At 68.8% G+C, this 19,402-nt stretch carries 28 protein-coding genes and 1 pseudogene; 8 read left to right on the top strand and 21 right to left on the bottom strand.

The features are described 5' to 3' along the window. Nucleotides 1-35: 35 nt before the first annotated feature. From KUG43_RS08510 to KUG43_RS08490, 5 genes are all read right to left on the bottom strand, one after another. Nucleotides 36-1,157, bottom strand: coding sequence for a rhodanese-like domain-containing protein (locus KUG43_RS08510; RefSeq protein WP_216908053.1), 1,122 nt, complete (start codon nucleotides 1,155-1,157; stop codon nucleotides 36-38). 82 nt (nucleotides 1,158-1,239) lie between these two features. Continuing rightward, nucleotides 1,240-1,887: a pyridoxamine 5'-phosphate oxidase gene (gene pdxH, locus KUG43_RS08505; protein WP_216908051.1), complete on the bottom strand. Its 648-nt coding sequence runs from the start codon at nucleotides 1,885-1,887 to the stop codon at nucleotides 1,240-1,242. Continuing rightward, the gene (locus KUG43_RS08500; RefSeq protein ID WP_216908049.1) at nucleotides 1,887-2,339 is read right to left on the bottom strand and encodes a TA system VapC family ribonuclease toxin; all 453 of its coding nucleotides are present in this window, start codon (nucleotides 2,337-2,339) and stop codon (nucleotides 1,887-1,889) included. Before KUG43_RS08500 ends, pdxH begins: the two co-directional genes overlap by 1 nt. Continuing rightward, nucleotides 2,336-2,581: a ribbon-helix-helix domain-containing protein gene (locus KUG43_RS08495; protein WP_216908047.1), complete on the bottom strand. Its 246-nt coding sequence runs from the start codon at nucleotides 2,579-2,581 to the stop codon at nucleotides 2,336-2,338. The genes KUG43_RS08500 and KUG43_RS08495 overlap by 4 nt, the downstream gene beginning before the upstream one ends. Before the next feature lie 21 nt (nucleotides 2,582-2,602). Then, complete coding sequence (locus tag KUG43_RS08490; protein ID WP_216908045.1) at nucleotides 2,603-3,295, bottom strand: DUF6629 family protein; 693 nt, start codon at nucleotides 3,293-3,295, stop codon at nucleotides 2,603-2,605. Nucleotides 3,296-3,383: 88 nt separating this feature from the next. Between KUG43_RS08490 and ppk2 the strand changes: the two genes are divergently transcribed. From ppk2 to KUG43_RS08465, 4 genes are all read left to right on the top strand, one after another. After that, entirely contained in the window at nucleotides 3,384-4,205 is an 822-nt protein-coding gene (gene ppk2 / locus KUG43_RS08485; RefSeq protein ID WP_216908043.1) for a polyphosphate kinase 2, read from the top strand. Nucleotides 4,206-4,276: 71 nt separating this feature from the next. Further along, nucleotides 4,277-5,035 carry a M23 family metallopeptidase gene (locus KUG43_RS08480; protein ID WP_216908041.1) on the top strand — a complete coding sequence of 253 codons (759 nt, stop codon included), beginning with the start codon at nucleotides 4,277-4,279 and terminating at the stop codon, nucleotides 5,033-5,035. Nucleotides 5,036-5,107: 72 nt separating this feature from the next. Further along, nucleotides 5,108-5,683: a type I restriction-modification system subunit M N-terminal domain-containing protein gene (locus KUG43_RS17470; protein ID WP_502988594.1), complete on the top strand. Its 576-nt coding sequence runs from the start codon at nucleotides 5,108-5,110 to the stop codon at nucleotides 5,681-5,683. Between the two features lie 39 nt (nucleotides 5,684-5,722). Then, nucleotides 5,723-6,091 carry a hypothetical protein gene (locus KUG43_RS08465; RefSeq protein ID WP_216908039.1) on the top strand — a complete coding sequence of 123 codons (369 nt, stop codon included), beginning with the start codon at nucleotides 5,723-5,725 and terminating at the stop codon, nucleotides 6,089-6,091. An 18-nt stretch (nucleotides 6,092-6,109) separates the two neighbouring features. Here KUG43_RS08465 and KUG43_RS08460 read toward each other — a convergent pair whose 3' ends face one another. The 6 genes and pseudogenes from KUG43_RS08460 to psbA form a co-directional block, all read right to left on the bottom strand. Beyond that, nucleotides 6,110-6,511, bottom strand: a complete 402-nt coding sequence (locus tag KUG43_RS08460; protein ID WP_216908037.1) for a type II toxin-antitoxin system VapC family toxin — start codon at nucleotides 6,509-6,511, stop codon at nucleotides 6,110-6,112. Further along, on the bottom strand, nucleotides 6,508-6,756 hold the full coding sequence (locus tag KUG43_RS08455; protein WP_216908035.1) for a FitA-like ribbon-helix-helix domain-containing protein: 249 nt from the start codon (nucleotides 6,754-6,756) through the stop codon (nucleotides 6,508-6,510). The genes KUG43_RS08460 and KUG43_RS08455 overlap by 4 nt, the downstream gene beginning before the upstream one ends. A 285-nt stretch (nucleotides 6,757-7,041) precedes the next feature. Further along, nucleotides 7,042-7,443, bottom strand: a complete 402-nt coding sequence (locus KUG43_RS08450; RefSeq protein WP_216908033.1) for a PIN domain-containing protein — start codon at nucleotides 7,441-7,443, stop codon at nucleotides 7,042-7,044. Further along, nucleotides 7,443-7,673, bottom strand: coding sequence for an AbrB/MazE/SpoVT family DNA-binding domain-containing protein (locus KUG43_RS08445; RefSeq protein ID WP_216908031.1), 231 nt, complete (start codon nucleotides 7,671-7,673; stop codon nucleotides 7,443-7,445). The genes KUG43_RS08450 and KUG43_RS08445 overlap by 1 nt, the downstream gene beginning before the upstream one ends. A 230-nt stretch (nucleotides 7,674-7,903) precedes the next feature. After that, on the bottom strand, nucleotides 7,904-8,437 hold the full coding sequence (locus tag KUG43_RS08440; RefSeq protein WP_216908029.1) for a cytochrome b/b6 domain-containing protein: 534 nt from the start codon (nucleotides 8,435-8,437) through the stop codon (nucleotides 7,904-7,906). 109 nt (nucleotides 8,438-8,546) lie between these two features. Continuing rightward, nucleotides 8,547-9,649: pseudogene (psbA, locus tag KUG43_RS08435) on the bottom strand (photosystem II q(b) protein). A gap of 191 nt (nucleotides 9,650-9,840) precedes the next feature. On the opposite strand from psbA, the gene KUG43_RS08430 reads away from it, so the two are divergent. Next, a complete protein-coding gene (locus KUG43_RS08430) occupies nucleotides 9,841-10,314 on the top strand; it encodes a DUF3122 domain-containing protein (RefSeq protein WP_353617976.1) in 474 nt (157 codons plus the stop codon). Here the strand turns inward: KUG43_RS08430 and KUG43_RS17325 are convergent. Then, a complete protein-coding gene (locus tag KUG43_RS17325) occupies nucleotides 10,302-10,550 on the bottom strand; it encodes a YetF domain-containing protein (protein WP_216908026.1) in 249 nt (82 codons plus the stop codon). The genes KUG43_RS08430 and KUG43_RS17325 overlap by 13 nt on opposite strands. 240 nt (nucleotides 10,551-10,790) lie before the next feature. After that, entirely contained in the window at nucleotides 10,791-10,982 is a 192-nt protein-coding gene (locus KUG43_RS08420; RefSeq protein WP_216908024.1) for a Thivi_2564 family membrane protein, read from the bottom strand. A gap of 168 nt (nucleotides 10,983-11,150) precedes the next feature. Here KUG43_RS08420 and KUG43_RS08415 point away from each other — a divergent pair, with 168 nt between their 5' ends. Next, the gene (locus KUG43_RS08415; protein WP_216908022.1) at nucleotides 11,151-11,981 is read left to right on the top strand and encodes a sigma-70 family RNA polymerase sigma factor; all 831 of its coding nucleotides are present in this window, start codon (nucleotides 11,151-11,153) and stop codon (nucleotides 11,979-11,981) included. A 20-nt stretch (nucleotides 11,982-12,001) separates the two neighbouring features. Here the strand turns inward: KUG43_RS08415 and KUG43_RS08410 are convergent, their stop codons facing one another. Continuing rightward, nucleotides 12,002-12,151, bottom strand: a complete 150-nt coding sequence (locus KUG43_RS08410; protein WP_216908020.1) for a lmo0937 family membrane protein — start codon at nucleotides 12,149-12,151, stop codon at nucleotides 12,002-12,004. Between the two features lie 41 nt (nucleotides 12,152-12,192). Beyond that, nucleotides 12,193-12,504, bottom strand: coding sequence for a CsbD family protein (locus KUG43_RS08405; RefSeq protein WP_286194549.1), 312 nt, complete (start codon nucleotides 12,502-12,504; stop codon nucleotides 12,193-12,195). 251 nt (nucleotides 12,505-12,755) lie between these two features. On the opposite strand from KUG43_RS08405, the gene KUG43_RS08400 reads away from it, so the two are divergent. Continuing rightward, nucleotides 12,756-13,331 carry a TMEM175 family protein gene (locus tag KUG43_RS08400; protein ID WP_216908018.1) on the top strand — a complete coding sequence of 192 codons (576 nt, stop codon included), beginning with the start codon at nucleotides 12,756-12,758 and terminating at the stop codon, nucleotides 13,329-13,331. Here the strand turns inward: KUG43_RS08400 and KUG43_RS08395 are convergent. The 6 genes from KUG43_RS08395 to KUG43_RS08370 all read right to left on the bottom strand — a co-directional run bounded on the left by KUG43_RS08395 (nucleotide 13,328) and on the right by KUG43_RS08370 (nucleotide 17,932). Next, the gene (locus tag KUG43_RS08395) at nucleotides 13,328-13,603 is read right to left on the bottom strand and encodes an MSMEG_0570 family nitrogen starvation response protein (RefSeq protein WP_216908016.1); all 276 of its coding nucleotides are present in this window, start codon (nucleotides 13,601-13,603) and stop codon (nucleotides 13,328-13,330) included. The two genes, KUG43_RS08400 and KUG43_RS08395, sit on opposite strands and share 4 nt — an antisense overlap. A 61-nt stretch (nucleotides 13,604-13,664) precedes the next feature. After that, on the bottom strand, nucleotides 13,665-14,663 hold the full coding sequence (locus KUG43_RS08390; protein ID WP_216908014.1) for a sll0787 family AIR synthase-like protein: 999 nt from the start codon (nucleotides 14,661-14,663) through the stop codon (nucleotides 13,665-13,667). Then, nucleotides 14,660-15,301, bottom strand: coding sequence for an MSMEG_0567/Sll0786 family nitrogen starvation N-acetyltransferase (locus KUG43_RS08385; RefSeq protein ID WP_216908012.1), 642 nt, complete (start codon nucleotides 15,299-15,301; stop codon nucleotides 14,660-14,662). Before KUG43_RS08385 ends, KUG43_RS08390 begins: the two co-directional genes overlap by 4 nt. Nucleotides 15,302-15,309: 8 nt before the next feature. After that, nucleotides 15,310-16,437 (bottom strand): MSMEG_0568 family radical SAM protein, encoded by a 1,128-nt coding sequence (locus KUG43_RS08380; RefSeq protein ID WP_216908010.1) that lies wholly within the window; start codon nucleotides 16,435-16,437, stop codon nucleotides 15,310-15,312. Further along, on the bottom strand, nucleotides 16,430-17,449 hold the full coding sequence (locus KUG43_RS08375) for a Nit6803 family nitrilase (RefSeq protein WP_216908008.1): 1,020 nt from the start codon (nucleotides 17,447-17,449) through the stop codon (nucleotides 16,430-16,432). The genes KUG43_RS08380 and KUG43_RS08375 overlap by 8 nt, the downstream gene beginning before the upstream one ends. Continuing rightward, nucleotides 17,450-17,932: an MSMEG_0572/Sll0783 family nitrogen starvation response protein gene (locus tag KUG43_RS08370; RefSeq protein WP_216902352.1), complete on the bottom strand. Its 483-nt coding sequence runs from the start codon at nucleotides 17,930-17,932 to the stop codon at nucleotides 17,450-17,452. A 170-nt stretch (nucleotides 17,933-18,102) separates the two neighbouring features. Between KUG43_RS08370 and KUG43_RS08365 the strand changes: the two genes are divergently transcribed. After that, entirely contained in the window at nucleotides 18,103-19,401 is a 1,299-nt protein-coding gene (locus KUG43_RS08365) for an MSMEG_0569 family flavin-dependent oxidoreductase (RefSeq protein ID WP_353617975.1), read from the top strand. The last annotated feature ends 1 nt before the right edge of the window (nucleotide 19,402 follow it).

The following is a 19,402-nucleotide window of genomic DNA, read 5'->3' as shown; positions in this document are numbered from 1 at the left end:
AGGAGGGAGTGGGATGGGAATCAGTGGCAAACGCTTCAGGCCTGCACGACGCCCTCGAGCGGGAAACCCTCGGCGGCCCAGCGGCTCAGGCCGCCGTGGAGGTTGGCCACCTGCGCCCGGCCCGCCTTGAGCAACTGCTGGGTGGCCAGGGCGGAGCGGCTGCCCGAGTGGCAGACTACCACCAGGGGGCGATCGGTGGGGATCTCGCCGGAGCGGCTCTCCAGCTCCGGCAGGGGGACCAGCAGGCTGCCGGCCACGTGCCCGTCAGGCCCGTCGAACTCCTCGGCGGAGCGCACATCCAGCACGGTGACATCGCCGCGATGGGCGGCCACCCAGGCGGGGCTGAGTTCGGGCAGTCCGGCGTAGCTGCGGGCCATGGGCGCCCAGGCCGGCGGGGTGCTGGCCTCGCGGGGCTTGCCGGAGCGCATGTTGCCGGGCAGGGCCTGGGCGATCCGGTGGGGGTGGGGCAGCCGCATGTTCTCCATGTGGCCGACGAAGTCCCGCTCGGTGGCGTTGCCGCCGAGGCGGGCGTTGAAGGCCTTCTCCTCGGTGACGGAGGTGACGCTGCGGCCGGTGTAGTCGTGGCCGGGATAGAGCAGGCAGTGGTCGGGGAGGGTGAGGATCTGGCCGGTGATCGAGCTCCAGAGGGTGTGGGCGTTGCCCTGCTGGAAGTCGCAGCGGCCGCAGCCGCGCACCAGCAGGGCGTCACCGGTGAAGGCCATCGTGTGGTCGTCGAGCACGAAGGTGAGGCAGCCGTCGGTGTGGCCGGGGGTGGCGCGCACCTCCACATGGCGGCCGCCGAACAGGACGCGGTCGCCGTGCTTCAGGGGACGGGTGACGTTCTCGGCGCCGATGCAGGCCGCCAGGCCGATGGCGCAGCCGGTGGCCTCGTGCATCAGCCAGCTGCCCGTCACGTGGTCGGCATGGGCGTGGGTGTCGATCGCGGCCACCAGCTCGAGACCCAGCTCCCGGATCAGTGCCAGGTCGCGGTCGTGCTGCTCGAAGACCGAATCGATCAGCAGGGCCCTGCGGCTGGCCACCTCCGCCAGCAGATAGGTGAAGGTGCCGGTGTCGGCGTCGAACAGCTGGCGGAACAGCAGCGGCTCACCCCCGGCGGCGGCGGCGAGGGACAGGGAGGGCGCGGGCGCGACAGTCATGGGCGATCAACCATCAACTGCTATGAGCATAGCCGCATAAAGCTGAAGCGGCACATCCCAGGTCATGGCGGTCTTCGCGTCCTCAGGGCGCCAGCCGCTCGATGGTCCAGCTCCCCCCGGCGGGCCGGTAGCGGAAGCGATCGTGCAGGCGGTTGGTGCGGCCCTGCCAGAACTCGAACTCGCACGGCACCACCCGCAGGCCGCCCCAGGCCGGCGGCAGCGGCACCTGGCCATCGGCGAAGCGGCGTTGCATCGCCTGCCACTGCATCTCCAGGATCGAGCGGGAGCCGATCACGGCGCTCTGCTGCGACACCCAGGCCCCCAGCCGGCTGCCGACGGGGCGCGAGAGGAAGTAGGCCAGTGATTCGGCGGCGCCGATGCGCTCGGCCCGGCCCAGCACCATCACCTGCCGCTCCAGCCCGTACCAGGGGAACAGCAGGCTCACCTCGGGATGGGCGGCGATCTCGGTGGCCTTGCGGCTTTCGTAGTGGGTGAAGAACACGAAGCCCCTTTCGTCGAAGGCCTTGAGCAGCACGGTGCGGGCGCTGGGGCGGCGGCCGTCGCTGGTGCCCAGCACCATGGCGTTGGGCTCGTCCAGCCCGGCGGCCACCGCCTGATCGAACCAGCGGCGGAACTGCGCCACCGGATCCTCCGCCAGATCCACCCGCCGCAGGGCCTGGCGCCGGTAGTCGCGGCGCAGCTGGGCGGGGTCGGTGGGGGGCTCGGTCATCAGGTGGGGATCAGGCGCAGGGCGTCGCAGCCGCCCACCACGGCCCCGCAGCCCAGGCGGCGATCGAAACTCACCAACGTGCCGCCGTGGTGCACGGCCAGCGCCAGGAGATAGGTATCGGTGAGTTGACCCGCCTCCAGCAACTGCGTGGCGTCGACCAGCGAAGCCTCGCCCTCTGGTGCGGCGAGCAGGCTGATGGCATCCGGCCAGAAGCGGTGCCGTGGATGGCGAATGAGCTCCTGCATCAGCCGTGCCACCACCGCTGGCGACCCCGGGCTGTTGGGGTAGCGGGGCTGGCCGAGGATCCGCAGCACCGCGTTCTGGGTGAGCGGGCAGGTGGCCCAGCCCAGGTCCTGGGAGGCGGCGAACCAGGCATGGGCCTGCTCGTGGTGCACGTGGCGCCCGTCCAGCAGGGCGATCAGCACGTTCACATCGAGCAGGGCTGCGCTCATGCCAGTTCGTCCCGCAGGCTGTTGACCAGCTCGAGGTCCACCGGAGCCCCCTGCGTGTTCCAGGGCAGCAGGGGCAAGCCGTTGCGATGGCTGGGACCGGTGCTGGCTGCGCCGGGGGGTGGGGTCACCAGCCCCTGGCGGGCCAGCGCGCTGATCACGGCCCCCAGGCTGGTGCGCCTCTGCCGGGCCAGCACCCGGGCGGCCGCCAGCACGTCGTCATCGAGCTGCAGGGTGGTGCGCATCGGATGGCAACGCATCAAGCATCAACTTAGGCCCGGCAGCACCACAGGTTCCGGGTCCCTGAGGATCCAGTACAGGGAGGCGGACAACACCGCACTGAAGAAGCACCACACCGAGGCGAAGGCATAGCCGTAGGCGAGATGCGAGATCAGGAAGGCGGCGAGGATCCCTGCACCGAACCAGCGCAGCCGCCCCGAGGCGCTGAGCATCAACGGTCCGAGGATGATCACCGCATAAATCGTGCTGCCGAAGCCCAGATGGATCCAGCGATCCGTCAGCAAGGTGGTGTGGTAGTCGAGGGAGCCATTCACCACGGCCGGCTGGAACAGGGAAGCGTCGACCACCAGCGGCAACCAGAGCACCCCGCCCATGAGCAGGCCCAGCACCAGCAGCCCCACCAGGATCCGACGCCTCAGGGGCGGCGGCGCGTGGAGGTTCAGCCGCAGCACGCACCAGGGAAACCAGGCCAGCCAGAAGGCATAGGCGAAGAACAGATAGCCGAGCGCGGCGGGGTGCACGAGCCAGCCGGAGCCGCCCTGCTCGAGGCCGAGCCACACCAGACCCTCCAGGGCCTGCTGCAGCGAGAAGAGCAGGGGCGTGAGGGCCAGAGGCAGCAGATCGCTGCGCTGCCGATCCCGGACGTAGCGCACGCTGCCCACACCCAGGGGCAACAGCACGGCCGCCACCACGAAACTGGCGCTGCTGGAGAAACACATCGGCGTGGACGCCGTCTCCGGCAGCGGGGTGTTCCGTTCAGCTTGGCGTGGCCAAGGTGGTCGTAGTCGAGCGACGAGCGCCATTCCCATGAGCAAGCCGCAACGCCCAGCGCCCTTCGAGTCCATCGAGGCGATGCAGAACGATCTCCCCTACGACGAACCGATCGACAAGAAGGACTACAAACGAGACCTCCAATTGCTCCAGATCGAACTGCTCAAGGCGCAGCGTTCTATCAAGGTTGTCGGACAGCGCGTCGTCATCCTGTTCGAAGGTCGCGATGCGGCGGGAAAGGGTGGATCGATCAAACGCTTCCGTGAACACCTGAACCCTCGCGGCAGTGTCCATGTGGCGCTGCCGAAGCCCAACGATGCCGAAGTGTCCCAGTGGTACTTCCAGCGCTACGTCCCGCACCTGCCATCCGCCGGCGAAATCACCATGTTCGACAGGTCGTGGTACAACCGGGCCGGCGTCGAGAAGGTGATGGGCTTCTGCACACCGCAGGAACATGCCCTGTTCCTCCGCCAGGTTCCTGCCTTCGAACAGTCACTCGTCAGCAGTGGGATCCTGCTCTTCAAGATGTGGTTCACCGTGTCGCAGGGCCGGCAGAAGCGGCGATTCGATGCCCGCCGTGAAGATCCCCTCAAGCAGTGGAAGATCTCGCCCATCGACGAGGCCAGCGTGGCGCAGTACGACGCCTACACCCATGCGCGCAACGAGATGCTGCTGGCCACCGACACCCTCGTGGCGCCATGGACGATCGTCAATTCGAACGAGAAGAGACGAGCCCGACTCGGCGCCATCCGCAGCGTCCTCCACGCCCTGGACTACGACCACAAGGACCACGACGCCGTCACTGAGCCCGATCCACGGGTCGTGCGCACGGCGCATTCCCTGTTCATCGACAACTGAACGGGCGTCCCGCCTGCGGTCTTGCTCCACCCCGAAGACGCGATACAACGCGTCTGCCACGCTCCCGTTCGATGGCCCCTGTCTCCTTCCGGCGGGCTCCGGCGCTGTTGCTGCTGCTCCTGCTGCTCCCCGGCGGCGCCGCGGCTGCGGCGGGGACCGATCGGCCAGGGGTGCCTGCGGAGCCGCCGATCCCCGATTCGGCCACCGGGGCGGGTGCGGAAGCGCCGCCCGCGCCTTCTCCCGAGCGGGTCGCCCCGGCCCCCATCCCGACGCCGGCGGCCACCAGGCCGGAGCGTCCGGCGCTGCTGCCCAGGGAGGTGCCGGTGGGCGACCTCGCCCTCCAGGCCAGGGCGTCCGGGGCCGGTGAGGCCGCGGCGGGGCCGCTGGCGCCGCTGCACTATCCCCTCGCCGTGGTGGCCTCGGAGCAGGACCCCTGGGGCTGGCGGTTTTCGGAGGCCCGTGGGGCCTGGCGCCTGCACACCGGAGTGGATCTGATCGCGCCGGAAGGAACCGCCGTGCTGGCGGTGCAGGCCGGCCGGGTGCAGCGGGTGGCGGAGATCAGCGGCTACGGCCTCACGGTGCTGATCGATCACGGCGGCGGCTGGTCGAGCCTCTATGCCCATCTGCGGCAGGCCTCCGTGGCTGAGGGCGACAGCGTGGGGGCCGGACAGCCCATTGGCGAGGTGGGCCAGAGCGGCAACGCCAGCACGCCGCACCTGCACCTGGAGGTGCGCCAACGCCAGCCCCAGGGGCTGGTGGCGGTGGATCCCACACCCCTGCTGCCAGCGCCTCCCGCCGGTGGCGCCATCGCTGGCGACATGCGGCCCTGAGCGTTGGGCGGCCCCCCCCAACCGCCCCACCGCAGGCAGACTCCCCCCAGCGCCGCCCCACCTGATCCCTCAATGCCCGACCCGGATCAGCTCAACGACTTCCTCGAAGCCCTGGGATCGGCCGGCAGCCCCGCCAAAAACCCGGCCCTGCGCGAAGCACCCGGCTGGGAAGAGCCCCTCTACGAAGAGGTGAAGGCGGAACTGGTGGCCAAAGGGATCGTGGTGCGCGGCCGGGGCCGCAGCGACAGCGTGTCGCTGGTGGGGGCCGAACCGGTGGCCCAGGCGGCGGCACCGGCCAGCAACGGCCGCAAGGCCAAGGCGTCCGGCAACGGCACCGCCAACCTGGGCTTCGAGGCCAAGCTCTGGCTCACGGCCGACAAGCTGCGCGACAACATGGACGCGGCCGAGTACAAGCACGTGGTGCTCGGTCTGATCTTCCTCAAGTACATCGCAGGCAGCTTCGAAGAGCACCGCCGACTGGACCCTGCGCGAAGGCGCCCGCGCCCGGATCCGCGTGATGGTCAAACGCATCCTCAACAAATACGGCTACCCCCCCGATCTGCAGGAAGAGGCGGTGAAGACCGTGCTGGCCCAGGCGGAGCTGCTCTGCGCACAGTGGGTGTGAGCCAGCTCTGGATCAGCAGATGAGACACCGGTGGCACTTCCCTGTGCAGCCGCCCCAGCCCCTTGGCCACCCGCGCCGTCTATTCGTTCACCGGTTTCCCCGGCGTTCCGGAGCGCCACCTCTATCTCCACCACGACGGTTACCCCACCGGCGCCGCCTGGCGGTTCGCCACGGCCCTGCGCCAGCGGCCGGAGCCGGAGGCCTTCGCGGCGGCGTTCCTGGCCAGCCAGCCCGGCGCCGAACCCCTGGCCGCCCCCGCCCAGGCTGCCGATGCCGAGTACCGCTACCGGGTGCAGCTGCTGGCCGGCGGGGGGGCGCTGCAGGTGGCCTGCTGGCGGCGGCTGCCGGGCGGCACCACCTGGCAGCCCCGCTGCGGGCCGATGGCCCTGGAGCTGTTCATTCGGCGCTTTTTGCCCGGGGATCCGCTGTGAACCGTTGTTGTGCCCGTGTCAGGCCACGGCGTGCTCCAACGGGCTCGCAAGCGTGGGGAAAGCCCGCAGCAGTTGGCGATCGGAGCTGATCAGGCGGGTCTGGAGCGCCAGGGCGGCCGCCACGAACTCACAGTCGTAGGCGCTGCAGTTGCTCGCCTCCGCCAGCCGGAACACGTCGGCGGAATCCACCGGCACCTCCCGCCCCTGAAGTAACGCTTTCGCCTGGCCCTGGAGCCTCAGCACCTGCTGGCGATCCAGCTGCCCGCGTCGCAGGTAACCGCTGAGCACGTTGCGCAGTTCGCTTCGCCAGAGCGACGGAGCGGCCCATTCAGGGTCGTGAAGCAGCAGCGCCTCAGCCTTCTCGGTCTGTGGACCACCCAGCAACAGAGTGGCCACCACATTGGTGTCCACCACGATCATGGGCGGCCCTCGCGCTGGAAGGCATCGATCTGGTCGGGCGTGAACGCCGCTTCCTTCGGCAGGCTGTGGCGCAGGGCCCTGATCTGCTCCAGTCGCTCGGCGGCCGTGACGGCCTGGGGCGGAAGGGCCGCTTCCAGGCACACGATCGCTTCGTTGTTGAGGCTGCGGCGATGCTGCTGGGCCGCTTGCTTCAGGCGGCCATAGAGGTCGTCGGGGAGATTTTTGAGGGTGAGGCTCCTGGCCATCGCCGTTGCAGGGTCAGCGGCAACCATTCTGCAACCAAAACGGTTTCACCTGATCCTCCGTCGCACGGACTTGAAGGCGCCGATCAGGGGTTGCGGATGCCAGCGGATTCCATCGGCCCTGAGACTCCGGTGGCGCTTCGCCACGGCCCCGCCCAGGCCGCCGATGCCGAGGACCGCTAGCGGGCGGCACCAACTGGCAGCCCCGCTGCGGGCCGATGGCCCTGGAGCTGTTCATCCGCCGCTTTCTGCCAGTTGAGCCGCTTGGATCAGGCCGTTGTGGTGGCCTCAGCCCAGCCAGTCCTGGGGAAGGTGGGCCAGGGAGCGGAAGTCAGGATCCTTGTGCACCAGCACCGCCCCCTCCAGCTCAGCGGCGGCGGCGATCCAGGCATCGGCCACGGAGAGGGGATGGGTGGCCTTGATGGCCGCCGCCCGGTCCAGCAGGGCGTCACTGGCTGCCACCCAATCCAGGGGCAGGGAGCGCAGCTGGGCATCGGCGAGGCGGGCGGTCCGTTCGCCTTCGTCCTTCCACACCCGGTAGAGCAGCTCCATGCGACTCATGAAGCACACCAGGCAGCTGCCCTGGCGGGCCTGGGAGCGCTGCAGCCGTTCGGCGACGCGCTCCGCGCCGGTTTCGTTGTCGCGCAGGGCCAACAGGGCGGAGGTGTCGAGCAGCCAGCGGCCGGCCATCAGGCCCCCTGCTGGCGATCGTGGCGGCGATCGGCGAGCAGACGGGTGGTGGCGCCTCCGGCGCCGGAGCCGCGGAAGGCGGTGATCGGATCCAGGGCAACGGGAACCACACGGATGGTCCCGTCGCCCTCCACGATCCATTCCAACCGCATGGACGGACCCAGCTGGAAGCGTTCGCGGATCGGGGCCGGAACCACCGTCTGGCCGCGGGCGGTGATGGTGCTGCGCATCGCCTGAATTACTGCTGTTCAGTAATCGTAATTCAGATGTCCGTGGAAGGATGGCGCAGAGCCTCGACCCACGCTTCTTCCTCGACGCTCTGCCTGAGCACCGATGATCCGCTGGACGTTCACGACGGCGGCGAACGGGTGTCGTTCATGCGCGAAGCCCACCTGGAGCCTCCCCATCGGCCCCATGGTTCATGGACTCTTCCCTGGGGCGTGTCCTCGGGGCTGGACGTTCAGCGCCTCCGCTTCAGAAACCGCCGCACCTGGCCCGGCCAGTCGCCCGGCAAATCACCCGGCCGCAGGGTCGTGCTGGCCATCGAGGCCAGCAGGGGCGTTCCCCCCAGCCGCAGACTCTCGCCCACGTGAAGGACCACGGCCAGGCCGATCAGCAGCCAGGCCGCCAGGTGCAGGCTGTAGGCCAGGTGGTGCAGCTGGCCGTCCCGCAGCCAGTCCTCCTGCATCAGCTTGCCGGTGGCCACCGCCAGCACCAGGGCCGCCAGGGACATGGCGTTGGTGGCTCGCCGCAGGCGCGCCCGGCCCAGGCTGAGGGCGTAGGCGGCGAAGGCCAGGCCCAGGGGCAGCAGCAGGAAGCCCGCTTGGCCGTGCAGGTCGATCCAGCTGCCGGGCGGGGTGAAGGGCAGCCGCCCCCAGCGGCCGTCGTAGCGGCTGTAGACGATCAGCCCACTCAGCCAGGCGGCCAGTACCAGCAACGCCGTGACGCCATGGAGCAGACGCAGCAGGGAGGGTTGGTAGGGGGGGCGGGCCATCGCCTCAGCCGGTGGTGACCCCCCAGCGTGTCACGCCAAAAAGGCCCGGATCTCTCCGGGCCCGGCAGGGGCTCAGGGCGCCGATGGCTGGGCGGGGTTCAAAGCCCCACTAACCGATCGACGGAGCGCTGAGAGCCACGGGGGTGGCCGATGTGGCGGCCAGATCGAGGGGGAAGTTGTGCACGTTGCGCTCGTGCATCGCCTCGATGCCCAGTCCGCCGCGGTTGAGGATGTCGGCCCAGGTGTCGACCACCCGGCCCTGGTGATCCAGGATCGAGTGGTTGAAGTTCAGCCCGTTGAGGTTGAACGAGAAGCTCACCACCGCCAGGGCGGAGAACCAGATCCCCACCACCGGCCAGGCCGCCAGGAGGAAGTGGAGGCTGCGGCTGTTGTTGAAGGAGGCGTACTGGACGATCAGCCGGCCGAAGTAGCCGTGGGCGGCCACGATGTTGTAGGTCTCCTCCTCCTGGCCGAACTTGTAGCCCCGGTTCTGCGATTCGGTTTCGGTGGTCTCCCGCACCAGGGAGCTGGTGACGAGCGAGCCGTGCATGGCGGAGAACAGGGCGCCGCCGAAGATGCCCACCACCCCGAGCATGTGGAAGGGGTGCATGAGCACGTTGTGCTCCGCCTGCAGCACCAGCATGAAGTTGAAGGTGCCGGAGATGCCCAGGGGCATGGCATCGGAGAAGGACCCCTGGCCGATGGCGTAGATCAGCAGCACGGCGGTGGCGGCGGCCACCGGGGCGGAGTAGGCCACGGCGATCCAGGGGCGCATTCCCAGGCGGTAGCTGAGTTCCCACTCCCGGCCCATCCAGCAGAAGATGCCGATCAGGAAGTGGAAGATGATCAGCTGGTAGGGGCCGCCGTTGTAGAGCCACTCGTCGAGGCTGGCGGCTTCCCAGACGGGGTAGAAGTGCAGGCCGATGGCATTGCTTGAGGGCACGACGGCGGCGGTGATGATGTTGTTGCCGTAGAGCAGGCCGCCGGAGACGGGCTCACGGATGCCGTCGATGTCGACGGGAGGCGCGCCGATGAAGGCGATCACGTAGGCGCAGCCTTCTCGATAGAGAAGCAGACGGTGGCCGCGAGCAGGGTGGGAATCATCAGCACGCCGAACCAGCCCACATAGAGGCGGTTCTCGGTGCTGGTGACCCAGGTCTTGAAGCGATCCCAGGGATGGATCCCGGAACGCGACAGGTTGGTGATGGTCATGGCAGGACATCCGAAGATGGAGAGACCGACAGGGTGCGGCGACACCGCCTTGCGGATGGACCGCTTCCACTGCCGGACGATAAAACGATAACGTTGAATTCCCTGGGACCGGGGCTCCTGCCATGCGTGCTTCTGCTCAACCTTTTACGGCCCCTCCAGGCGCCCGCCAGCGCCCCTGGGCCTCAAGGCTGGTGCCCCTGCTACTGGGGCTGCTGCTGGTGCTGACTCTGGCGCCCGGCCTGGCCAGCGCTGATGGGGGCCAGCGCTGGAGCCTGCGCGACCAGGACGACAACCGCTGGTCGCTGCGGATCTTCGCCCAGCCTGATTCCGCCTACCGCAGCGGCGATCGCCTGCGCCTCAGCGCCCTCACCCCGGGGATCGCCGTCGACCACAGCCGGCCCCTGCTGATCAGCGATGGCACGGGTGGCGCCTGGACCCTGGCCAACCGCAGCGAGGAGCTGGTGGCCCCCGATGGCGGCGCCCTGCCGGAGGGGGCGGCCCAGTTCGACATGGCCGACCTGCTGCCCCGCCCCAGTGAGGCCCTGCCCCTGGAGCTCACCTTGCCCCTGGCGGGAGAGACGTCAGCGTTGCTGGTGCTCGGTCCGGAGGAAACGGAAGCGCTGCACGCCTTGCGCGACCCCGGGGCCCCGGTTCAGGAGGGGTGAGGACGGGGCAACACCGTGATGGAGCCATTGTTTTCCAGAATGGCCCCATGCACGTGGTCAACGGCGGTGCAGCCTGCCGATCGGATCGCCGCTTCCAGTTCATTCCTGGTCAGCTGCGACCCGCGGAGCACGTCGTCGTAGATCGTGCCGTTGTGGACCAGCACCTGGGGCAGACCTTCCAGGAATCGCTCAAAGGCCTTGCTGGAACTGATTGCCGCACCAACGCGATGGTTCATGGCGATCAGGGTGACGGCGGAAATCAGGTCGCCGATCAGTCAGTTGTCGCCGCCATTCATGGAGTTCTGGACGGCGTTCGAAAGGAAGAGCAGCAGCACCAGCAGAAAGAGATAGACAACGGCCCCACGGAAGACAATCTCCCAGATCGGGGTGGAAAGCTATGCCATGGAATCAATCGCTGGTAGGAGGCCCCATCGGGAAGCCCCACCGTGATGGGGCTTCTGAGCGCCTGTCGGCTGCTATCTGCCGAGGCGGATGCCGCGCAGTGAATCCATCAGGCCCACCGCATTGAGCAACCAGAGCACCACCGCCACGACGACGACAATGTTCAGGATGCGTTTGATCTGGCCATCCATGGGGATGTAGTTGTTGACGAGCCATAGCAGGACCCCGACGACAATCAGGGTGACGATCAGTGAAATCAGGGACATGAATAGTTTTCCTCTGGAGGTAAGGCGAATTGGTGGTGCAAATAAAAGACTGTGTCATGCGCTGCCTGAAAAAGCAGGTTGCAGCCCATCTGCGGCAGATCTGCCTTTCACTCGCGCCCGTTATCGAGGTGGCCCCACGATGAACGTGGCCCCCTATTTGTTGGTCCGATGTCTGATTGCTTTGGGGACTACTTGCGCACCATCGGTCGCATTCCCCTGCTGACGCCGTCAGAAGAACTGCACCTTGGTGCCCTTGTGCAGGACTGGCGTTCCCAGCCGGCTCCGGGTCTGGGCCAGGAGCGGCGGGGACGGCGGGCCTTTGCGCGCATGGTGACGGGCAATCTGCGCCTGGTGGTGTCGCTCTGCAAGCAGCAGCACAACCGCATCCGTTTGATGCACCTGGATCCGATGGATGTGGTGCAGGCCGGCAACCTCGGCCTGATCCGTGCGGTGGAGCGTTTCCTGCCCGAGCGGGGTTGCAGGTTTTCCACCTACGGCTCCTGGTGGATCCGTCAGTCGGTGCATCGCCATCTCCAGGAGACGACGGGGCTGATCCGGGTGCCGCCCCAGATGGCGGCCCTGGCCCGCAAGGTGCAGGCGCTTCGCATGGCCTCGGCCCAGCCCCTGTCGCTGGCAGAGATCGGTTCCGAACTGGGCGAAAGCGTCAAGCGGCTGGAGTCCGTGCTTCAGGCGTCCCACGACCTGCAGACTCTTTCCCTTGATCAGACCCTCGGAAGTGGCGATGGGGAGGTGTCGCTGACCGATCTGATCGGTGATCCCAGCGAGCCCGGTCTGCATGACGACTACCACTGGCTCCATGGTGAAGTCACGCTGCTGAACCCCACGGAACGGAAGGTGCTGCAGCTTCGTTATGCCGAAGACGGCTCTCCTTCGCTGGCCCAGATCGGGGAGTGCATTGGGATGTCCAAGCACAAGGTGCAGCATGTGGAGCGAAAGGCGCTGCTCAAGTTGCGGCAACGCCTGACCAAGGACCTGTAATTCCGGGAATCGCCTTGATCTCACACGGTTCCTCGACCACTGAGCAGCCGGGACACAATGACGATCAAGGCAATGACCAGCAGGACATGGATGAAGCCGCCCAAGGTGTAGGACGTCACCAGTCCAAGCAACCAGAGAATCACCAGAATGACGGCGAGTGATTCCAGCATTGGGGCCTCCTTTCAATGGGATGGATGGATCGAATCAGGGCTTACTTGATCTTGTTGGCCAGCTTGTTGGAGGCGTCACCGGCCTTGCGGGCTGCGGACCTGGTGCCATCCTTCACGGCTTCCTTGGCGTTCATGGCAGAGGCTTGCACCTGCTTGGCCTTGCCCTTGATCTGTTGGCCTGTATCGCCGGTGACTTCGCCATAGGCGGATTGCATCTTGCCTTCGGCTTCCTTGGCTTTGGCGCTCATTTTGTCCGTCATGGCGGCGAAGGCGACGGGTGTCACCGAGGGTGCATGGCTGGCCATCGCCGTGGCTGGCCATTGGATCATCAGGGAGATCACCAGGGCGGCCATGGAGGCCAGCGAGAGCAGGCGTCTGCGGAGGCGAATGTTCATCGGGTTTTCCTTCTAAGGGGTGCCTCCTTTCTCTACTGAGCTTCGGGCTCCGCGAAGACGTCTGCTTTCGCCACCTGGGCCCGCAGGATGCAGGGTCCGGCGCTGGTTCAGTGGTACCAGGCTGTCTGGGCTCTGTAGAGATTCATTTCTTTTTTGATGCACTCTGCGTCGCTTCTGTCATAAGCAGCCTGATCCGCTTGCAGGCCGTCATGAACACCACCCGCCTGGAGGCCTTCAGTGACGGCGTCCTGGCCATCGTCATCACGATCATGGTGCTGGAGATCAAGGTGCCCCACAACACCGAGCCCGCGGCCCTGGTGCCCCTGATTCCTGTCTTTCTCAGTTATCTGCTGAGCTTCGTCTATATCGGCATCTACTGGAACAACCACCACCACATGCTGCACACCCTGCAGCGCGTCAGCGGCTCGGTGCTGCTGGCCAACCTGCATCTGTTGTTCTGGTTGTCGCTGGTGCCCTTCGCCACCGGCTGGATGGGTCAGAACCACCGGGCGGTCGCGCCGGCCGCTCTTTACGGGGCCGTCATGGTCATGGCGGCCACGGCCTACTTCGTCTTGCAGGAGCAGATCATCGCCGCCCAGGGCCCCGACTCGCTGCTGCGCCGCGCCGTGGGCCGCGACTGGAAGGGGCACACCTCCCTGACGCTCTACCTGGTGGCGATGCTCGCCAGCCTGCGCTCTCCGGCCATCGCCCAGGCGATCTATGCGTTGGTGGCCCTGATGTGGCTGATCCCCGATCGCCGCATTGAGCGGGTGCTCTCCGACTAGGCGCTCCGGACGCTCACCAGCTCCTGGGCCGTGAAGTGGGCGGCCTGCTCCAGCAGGCGCCGTTCCTCTTCATCGGCCCGGGTGCAGGCGAAGCCGTAGCGGGCCCGCACCCGCTCGGAGGCCTGCCGCAGCGCCAGGGTGCCCTTGGCCCGCAGCTCGGCCACCGTCACGGTCTGGCCCGGGGCGAGGTGCTCCAGGATGACGGTGGAAGGGGAATAGAGCCGGCTCCTGCCCCCATCCGGCCACTCCAGCGTCAGCTCCACTTCCGGCATGGCGCCCCCCACCACCGATTGGGGCCATTGTGCGCCGGGGCCATCCCGGCTGCGGTGACGATCACGACAGCGCCCCGAAGCCCGTGAGCGGCGCCTCACCGCGCCAGATCTCCTCCTGCTGTCCCGCCTGGTTCAGCACCAGCCGGTGTTCCGCCGTGAACGTGCCCACCCGCTCCAACTGCAGGCCGCCGCAGCTGGCGACCCGCTGCGCCAGCCGGCCCTCCTGATCGGGCCGGGCGGCCAGCAGGAAGCCGAAGCTGGGGAAGCCGGTGAGCCAGGGCTCCAGCGCCACCCCCGCGGGGGGATGGATCGCGGCCAGATCGAGGCGCAGACCGCAGCCGGCCGCCTCGCAGAACATGGCGGCGGTCCCCACCAGGCCGCCCATGCTGATGTCCTTGGCGGCATGGACACTGGCGTCGGCCGCCAGTTCCGCCATCAGGGCCAGCTGGCTCCGCAGCCGGGCGGGGTCGGCGCCGGTGGCCGCATCCCAGCAGAGAGACGTGCCGCGGAAGCCGCCGTTGGGGTCGATCAGCAGGTGGCAGTGGTCGCCGGGACGGGCCGCACGGGCCGAGAGCACCGGGCCAGCGGCCGTGCCCAGCACCGCCACCGCCAGGGCGTCGTAGGGGCTGTGCAGGTTGGTGTGGCCCCCCACCACCGGCACCCCGAACACCTCCGAGGCCCGGCGCAGGCCCGCCAGCACCTCCGCCCCACGGGCGGCGTTGCGGCACCAGAGGCTGTTCACCACCGCGATCGGGGTGCCGCCCATCGCCGCGATGTCGCTGAGGTTCACCAGCACGCCGCACCAGCCGGCGAACCAGGGGTCGGCGGCCACCAGGGCCGGGTCGATGCCCTCACTGGCCAGCAGCAGCGGCGTGGCCACCGGCGGCAGCAGGGCGGCATCGTCGCCCAGGGCGGCGGCTGGCCCCAGGGCGGGAAAGGGCTGGTGGGGGAAGGCGGCCGCCGGGGACTGGATGTCGGTCTTGCCGGTGAGGCCGCTGAGCTGGCGCAGCCTGCCGGCCAGGGCGGCCAGAGACAGATCCGGTGCCTCCGGGCGGCTCACGCCACAGCCTGGGGCACTGGCTGCGGTCGCCGCTCCAGGCCGGGCTGGTAATAGGAAAGATCGGCTTCCATCAGGTGGTGGGGCAGGCCGCGGATCTCCAGCGTGTCGATCGACGTCCAGTGCAGGCGCTGGAAGAAGCGCACGTTCTGGAGCTGCACCGTGGCCAGGAAGCGATCGCAGCCCCAGCCGTTGGCGGTGGTGACCGCCTTCCAGATCAGGCCCTTGCCGATCTGGTTGTGGCGGCGGTGGTCGCCGTGCACCCCGAGCCGGCCGCCGTACCAGAGGCGTGGCCGCTCCTCGAGGATCCGCACCACCCCCACCACGCCGCTGCCGCTGCCGGCGCTGTGGTCGAGGGCGGCGATGGGATAGGCGTGGCCATCCTTCTCATCCCGGTCGGTGGCCTCGAACAGGTGCTGCTCCTGGCAGAAGATGGCGCTGCGCAGCTGCCAGTAGCCCTCCTCCAGGGGCGTGCCGCGCCTCAGCAGATGGAAGGAGAAGCGCTGGGAGCTGGCCGTGGGCGAGAGGAGGAAGTCCTCGGCCTCGATCGCCACCCCCCGCCGCACCGAGGGGGTGAAGGCGGCCGGCGCCGAGCTGGCGCTGCGGCCGATGTCGTGGCTGGAGGGGTCGATGAAGAACATGGCCGCGCTCAGGGGGTGGCTTCGAACAGGGACAGGGCCGAACAGGCGCCGCACTTGGCGCAGCCGGCCGCCATGGCCTCGGACCTGAGGTCGGAGGCCCTCAGCCGGTCGCCCACCGCCGTGTAAACCGCCACCATGAAATCGGTGCTGGGGGCGGGATGGGCCTCCAGGGGGGTGCCGGCGATCGGCACGAAGGGCACCACGAAGGGGTAGACGCCCAGGGCGATCAGCCGCTCGCTCACCGCGATCAGCGAGGCGGCGCTGTCCCCCAGCCCTGCCAGCAGGTAGGTGGACACCTGGCCGCGGCCGAACACGGCAACGGCTGCGGCGAAGGCCTCCATGTAGCGCTCCAGCCCCAGCTCCGACTTGCCCGGCAGGATGCGCCGCCGCACCTCCTCCTCCACCACCTCCAGGTGCATGCCGAGGCTGTCGACGCCGGCGTCCTTCATGCGCCGGTACCAGGCGGGGTCGTCCGGGGGCTCGCACTGGGCCTGGATCGGCAGGTCCACCCGGGCCTTGACGGCGGCGGCGGTCTCGGCCATCAGCCTGGCGCCCCGGTCGTCGCTGTTGGGGGTGCCGGTGGTGAGCACCAGCTGGCGCACGCCATCGAGACGCACCGCCGCCTCGGCCACCTCCGCCACCTGCTCCGGCGTCTTTCGCACGAGGGTGCGGCCATCCTCCAGCGACTGCTCGATGGCGCAGAACTGGCACGACTGGCTCCGGTCGCGGAAGCGGATGCAGGTCTGCAGGAGGGTGGTGGCCAGCACGTCCCGGCCGTGCAGCAGGGCGATGGAGCGGTAGGGGATGCCCTCGGCGGTGGCCAGGTCGTAGAAGCGCGGCTCGGGCGGGGTCTCCACGGCCAGGGCCACGGCGGCGTCGGCTGCTAGGCCCGTGGTGGTGCCGCTTACCTGCAGACCGCCTGTGGCGGTGGTGTCCAGCCGGTAGGGCGAGCTGCCGGCCACGGCGTTGTAGACGGGCACCATCACGGTGGTGCCATCGATGCTGAGGGCGCGGTGGTCCGACGGGCCGGCCCCGCCGCGGCGGCCGGGGTTGCCGGGCACCGCCGGGTCGACCACCCCGTGCACCTGCAGTTCGGTGAGCCGCCGGCCCAGGGCGCGGCGATCGTGCTCAGCCATGGTGCAGTTCCTCCAGCAGCGGCAGACCCGGAGCCGGCTCATCGGCAGCGCCGGCGACGGCGAATCCGTTCACGCCCGGCTCTGGGGGCCGCTCATGCAGCTGGCGGGCGGGGCTGCGGTCGATCAGCAGCCCCAGCAGGTCGGGGCGGCTGTAGTGGCCGACGCTGTCCATCATGCGTTTGCGTTTGGTGATCAGGGTCAGGTCGAGTTCGGCGATGGCCAGCCCCTCGCCATCGGGCAGCGGCCCGGCCAGGTAGCGGCCCTCCGGGCTGATCACCGCCGTATGGCAGCCCCCCTGGCAGGCCTTCTGCAGCACCGGGTCGGGCGTGATCCGCTCGATGTCCTCCGGCTCCAGCCAGGCGGTGGAGGACACCACGAAGCAGCCGGCCTCGAGGGCGTGGTGGCGCAGGGTCACGGCGGTCTGCTCGGCGAAGATGGGCCCCACCAGCGAGCCGGGGAACTGGGCGCAGTGGATCTCCTCGCCCTGGGCCATCAGGCTGAAGCGGGCCAGGGGGTTGTAGTGCTCCCAGCAGGCCAGGGCGCCGATGCGCCCGAGGGCGGTGGGCACCACCTGCAGGCCGGCCCCATCCCCCTGGCCCCACACCATCCGCTCGTGATACGTGGGCGTGAGCTTGCGGCGTTTCAGCACCAGCTCGCCGGCGGAATCGATCAGAAGCTGGGCGTTGTACAGGCTGCCCCCGTCGCGCTCGTTGATGCCCAGCAGCACGTGCAGGCCCAGCTGGCGGGCGGCGGCGGCGATGCGGCCCAGGGCCGGGCCGGGCACCGTCACCGCCTGCTCATAGAGCTTGAGGTGCGACTTTCCCATCAGCACCGGCGGCTCCACGAAGGAGAAGTAGGGGTAGTAGGGCAGGAACGTCTCGGGGAAGACGATCAGCTGCACCCCGGCCGCGGCGGCCTCCTCCATGGCCGCGACCACCCGCGCCACCGATCCCTCCAGGCTGTAGAGCACCGGACGGATCTGGGCGGCGGCGACGGTGATCGTGGCGGGCATTCAGAGCGTCCAGGTGTCGAGGATGAAGGCGCCTTCCTTGCGGTGCAGCAGCACGATGTCGAGCACGTCGAGGGGATTGACCGGGATGATCCCGGGGATCAGGGCGCCTTCGCCGTGGCCGTAGAGGGCCTGGAGGGCGAAGCGGCAGGCGTAGACCTTGCCGCCCTGGCCGATGAACTTCTCGATGCGGGCGCCGAAGTTGAGGTGGCCGTCGAAGGCGGCGTCGCCCAGCTTGGGAAAGCCCCGCTGCAGCCCCAGGGTCACGCCCGGGCCGTAGAGCAGGATCGAGGTCTCGAAGCCCTTGTTGATCAGACGGCTGGCCTGCAGCAGGTTGACCAGGCCGATGGAGCCCTCGAAGGCCACCGTGTGGAAGGTGACCAGGGCCTTCTCACCCGGTTCGGCCTTGACGTCGGGAAAGACCTTCTCCTCGTAATCGACGAGGAATTCACCCGTCTGGTTGGCGGGACGGCTGACCTGGGGCATGGGGAAGTGCGGTCGGAAGAATCGGCATGGGGGACCGTGCCACGAATGAAGTTTTGTTCTGTGTCGCCGATGCCACCGAATGCAGGTGCCGGGCAATCCGTGCCTCTCGTTACAGGGCGTATCGCGTCGCACGGCCAGCATCGGCATCCGACAACGATCAGAGAGGCACCGTGGCTAGCGGTACGCAGGCGCTGCAGCGCCACCCGGTGGTGGTGGTGGGAGGCGGGCAGGCCGGCCTGTCGGTGGCCCACTGCCTGCAGAAACGGGGGCTGCGTCCCCTGGTGCTGGAGCGCCACCGCATCGGCCACGCCTGGGCGCGCCAGCGCTGGGAGTCCTTCTGCCTGGTCACCCCCAACTGGCAATGCCGCCTGCCCGATTTCCCCTATGACGGCGACGACCCTGACGGCTTCATGGGCCGCGAGGAGATCGTCCGCTATGTCCAGCGCTTCGCCGACCACATCCAGGTGCCCGTGCGTGAAGGCGTGGCCGTGCGGCGTCTGCAGGCGAGTGGTTCCGGCTTCCGCCTGAGCACCGACGAGGGTGACATCGAGGCGGATCAGGTGGTGCTGGCCACCGGCGGTTACCACCTCCCGAAGCGCCATCCCCTCGCCGCCCGCCTGCCGGAGGGGATCCTGCAGATCGATGCCCGCGAGTACACCAGCCCTGAGTCGCTGCCCGCCGGACCGGTGCTGGTGGTGGGCAGTGGCCAGTCGGGCTGCCAGATCGCCGAAGACCTGCACCTGGCCGGCCGCCGGGTGCACCTGAGCGTCGGCAGCGCCCCCCGCTCCCCGCGCCGCTACCGCGGTCGCGACGTGGTCGACTGGCTCGATCGCATGGGCTATTACGCCATGCCGATCGACCAGCACGCCGACCCGAAGGCGGTGCGGGGCAAGACCAACCACTACCTCACCGGCCGCGACGGTGGCCGCGAGATCGACCTGCGCCGCCGCGCCCTTGAGGGGATGGTGCTGCACGGCCGGCTGGCCGACCTCGGCCACGACCGCATCAGCTTCGCCGGCGACCTGGCCGCCAACCTCGATGGCGCCGACGCCGTCTACAGCCGCATCTGCCGCAGCATCGACGACCACATCGCCGCCCAGGGCCTCAGCGCCCCCGAGCAGCCCCCCTACGTCCCCTGCTGGACGCCGCCACCCGGTGCAGCGGCGCCCCTCGATCTGGTGGCTGAACCGCTGGCGGCCGTGATCTGGTGCACGGGCTACCACCCGGACTTCCGTTGGGTGGAGGTGCCGGTGTTCGATGGCGCCGGCCATCCGGCCCACGAGCGGGGCATCACCCAGGTGCCGGGTCTTTATGTGTTGGGTTTGCCCTGGCTGCACACCTGGGGTTCGGCCCGCTTCTGCGGTGTGGCCGAGGACGCCGAGTACCTGGCGGAGGCGATCCGGCTGCGCGCCTCGCGACGGACCGCCAGCCAGGAGCGGCTGGAGTGCACCGCCCTGCTCGGCACATGAG

The sequence above is a fragment of the Synechococcus sp. CCY 0621 genome (assembly GCF_019038465.1).
GTDB lineage: Bacteria > Cyanobacteriota > Cyanobacteriia > PCC-6307 > Cyanobiaceae > Cyanobium.
The sequence above is the reverse complement of the archived record's forward strand: the minus strand, read 5'-3'. Positions and strand labels throughout refer to the sequence as shown.

Bases quoted from the DNA above. Each gene is read 5' to 3' on its own strand.
- KUG43_RS08510 (WP_216908053.1), bottom strand. From the start codon at position 1,157: ATGACTGTCGCGCCCGCGCCCTCCCTGTCCCTCGCCGCCGCCGCCGGG.
- pdxH (WP_216908051.1), bottom strand. From the start codon at position 1,887: ATGACCGAGCCCCCCACCGACCCCGCCCAGCTGCGCCGCGACTACCGG.
- KUG43_RS08500 (WP_216908049.1), bottom strand. From the start codon at position 2,339: ATGAGCGCAGCCCTGCTCGATGTGAACGTGCTGATCGCCCTGCTGGAC.
- KUG43_RS08495 (WP_216908047.1), bottom strand. From the start codon at position 2,581: ATGCGCACCACCCTGCAGCTCGATGACGACGTGCTGGCGGCCGCCCGG.
- KUG43_RS08490 (WP_216908045.1), bottom strand. From the start codon at position 3,295: ATGTGTTTCTCCAGCAGCGCCAGTTTCGTGGTGGCGGCCGTGCTGTTG.
- ppk2 (WP_216908043.1), top strand. From the start codon at position 3,384: ATGAGCAAGCCGCAACGCCCAGCGCCCTTCGAGTCCATCGAGGCGATG.
- KUG43_RS08480 (WP_216908041.1), top strand. From the start codon at position 4,277: ATGGCCCCTGTCTCCTTCCGGCGGGCTCCGGCGCTGTTGCTGCTGCTC.
- KUG43_RS17470 (WP_502988594.1), top strand. From the start codon at position 5,108: ATGCCCGACCCGGATCAGCTCAACGACTTCCTCGAAGCCCTGGGATCG.
- KUG43_RS08460 (WP_216908037.1), bottom strand. From the start codon at position 6,511: ATGATCGTGGTGGACACCAATGTGGTGGCCACTCTGTTGCTGGGTGGT.
- KUG43_RS08455 (WP_216908035.1), bottom strand. From the start codon at position 6,756: ATGGCCAGGAGCCTCACCCTCAAAAATCTCCCCGACGACCTCTATGGC.
- KUG43_RS08450 (WP_216908033.1), bottom strand. From the start codon at position 7,443: ATGGCCGGCCGCTGGCTGCTCGACACCTCCGCCCTGTTGGCCCTGCGC.
- KUG43_RS08445 (WP_216908031.1), bottom strand. From the start codon at position 7,673: ATGCGCAGCACCATCACCGCCCGCGGCCAGACGGTGGTTCCGGCCCCG.
- KUG43_RS08440 (WP_216908029.1), bottom strand. From the start codon at position 8,437: ATGGCCCGCCCCCCCTACCAACCCTCCCTGCTGCGTCTGCTCCATGGC.
- KUG43_RS17325 (WP_216908026.1), bottom strand. From the start codon at position 10,550: ATGAACCATCGCGTTGGTGCGGCAATCAGTTCCAGCAAGGCCTTTGAG.
- KUG43_RS08420 (WP_216908024.1), bottom strand. From the start codon at position 10,982: ATGTCCCTGATTTCACTGATCGTCACCCTGATTGTCGTCGGGGTCCTG.
- KUG43_RS08415 (WP_216908022.1), top strand. From the start codon at position 11,151: ATGTCTGATTGCTTTGGGGACTACTTGCGCACCATCGGTCGCATTCCC.
- KUG43_RS08410 (WP_216908020.1), bottom strand. From the start codon at position 12,151: ATGCTGGAATCACTCGCCGTCATTCTGGTGATTCTCTGGTTGCTTGGA.
- KUG43_RS08405 (WP_286194549.1), bottom strand. From the start codon at position 12,504: ATGGCCGCCCTGGTGATCTCCCTGATGATCCAATGGCCAGCCACGGCG.
- KUG43_RS08400 (WP_216908018.1), top strand. From the start codon at position 12,756: ATGAACACCACCCGCCTGGAGGCCTTCAGTGACGGCGTCCTGGCCATC.
- KUG43_RS08395 (WP_216908016.1), bottom strand. From the start codon at position 13,603: ATGCCGGAAGTGGAGCTGACGCTGGAGTGGCCGGATGGGGGCAGGAGC.
- KUG43_RS08385 (WP_216908012.1), bottom strand. From the start codon at position 15,301: ATGTTCTTCATCGACCCCTCCAGCCACGACATCGGCCGCAGCGCCAGC.
- KUG43_RS08380 (WP_216908010.1), bottom strand. From the start codon at position 16,437: ATGGCTGAGCACGATCGCCGCGCCCTGGGCCGGCGGCTCACCGAACTG.
- KUG43_RS08375 (WP_216908008.1), bottom strand. From the start codon at position 17,449: ATGCCCGCCACGATCACCGTCGCCGCCGCCCAGATCCGTCCGGTGCTC.
- KUG43_RS08370 (WP_216902352.1), bottom strand. From the start codon at position 17,932: ATGCCCCAGGTCAGCCGTCCCGCCAACCAGACGGGTGAATTCCTCGTC.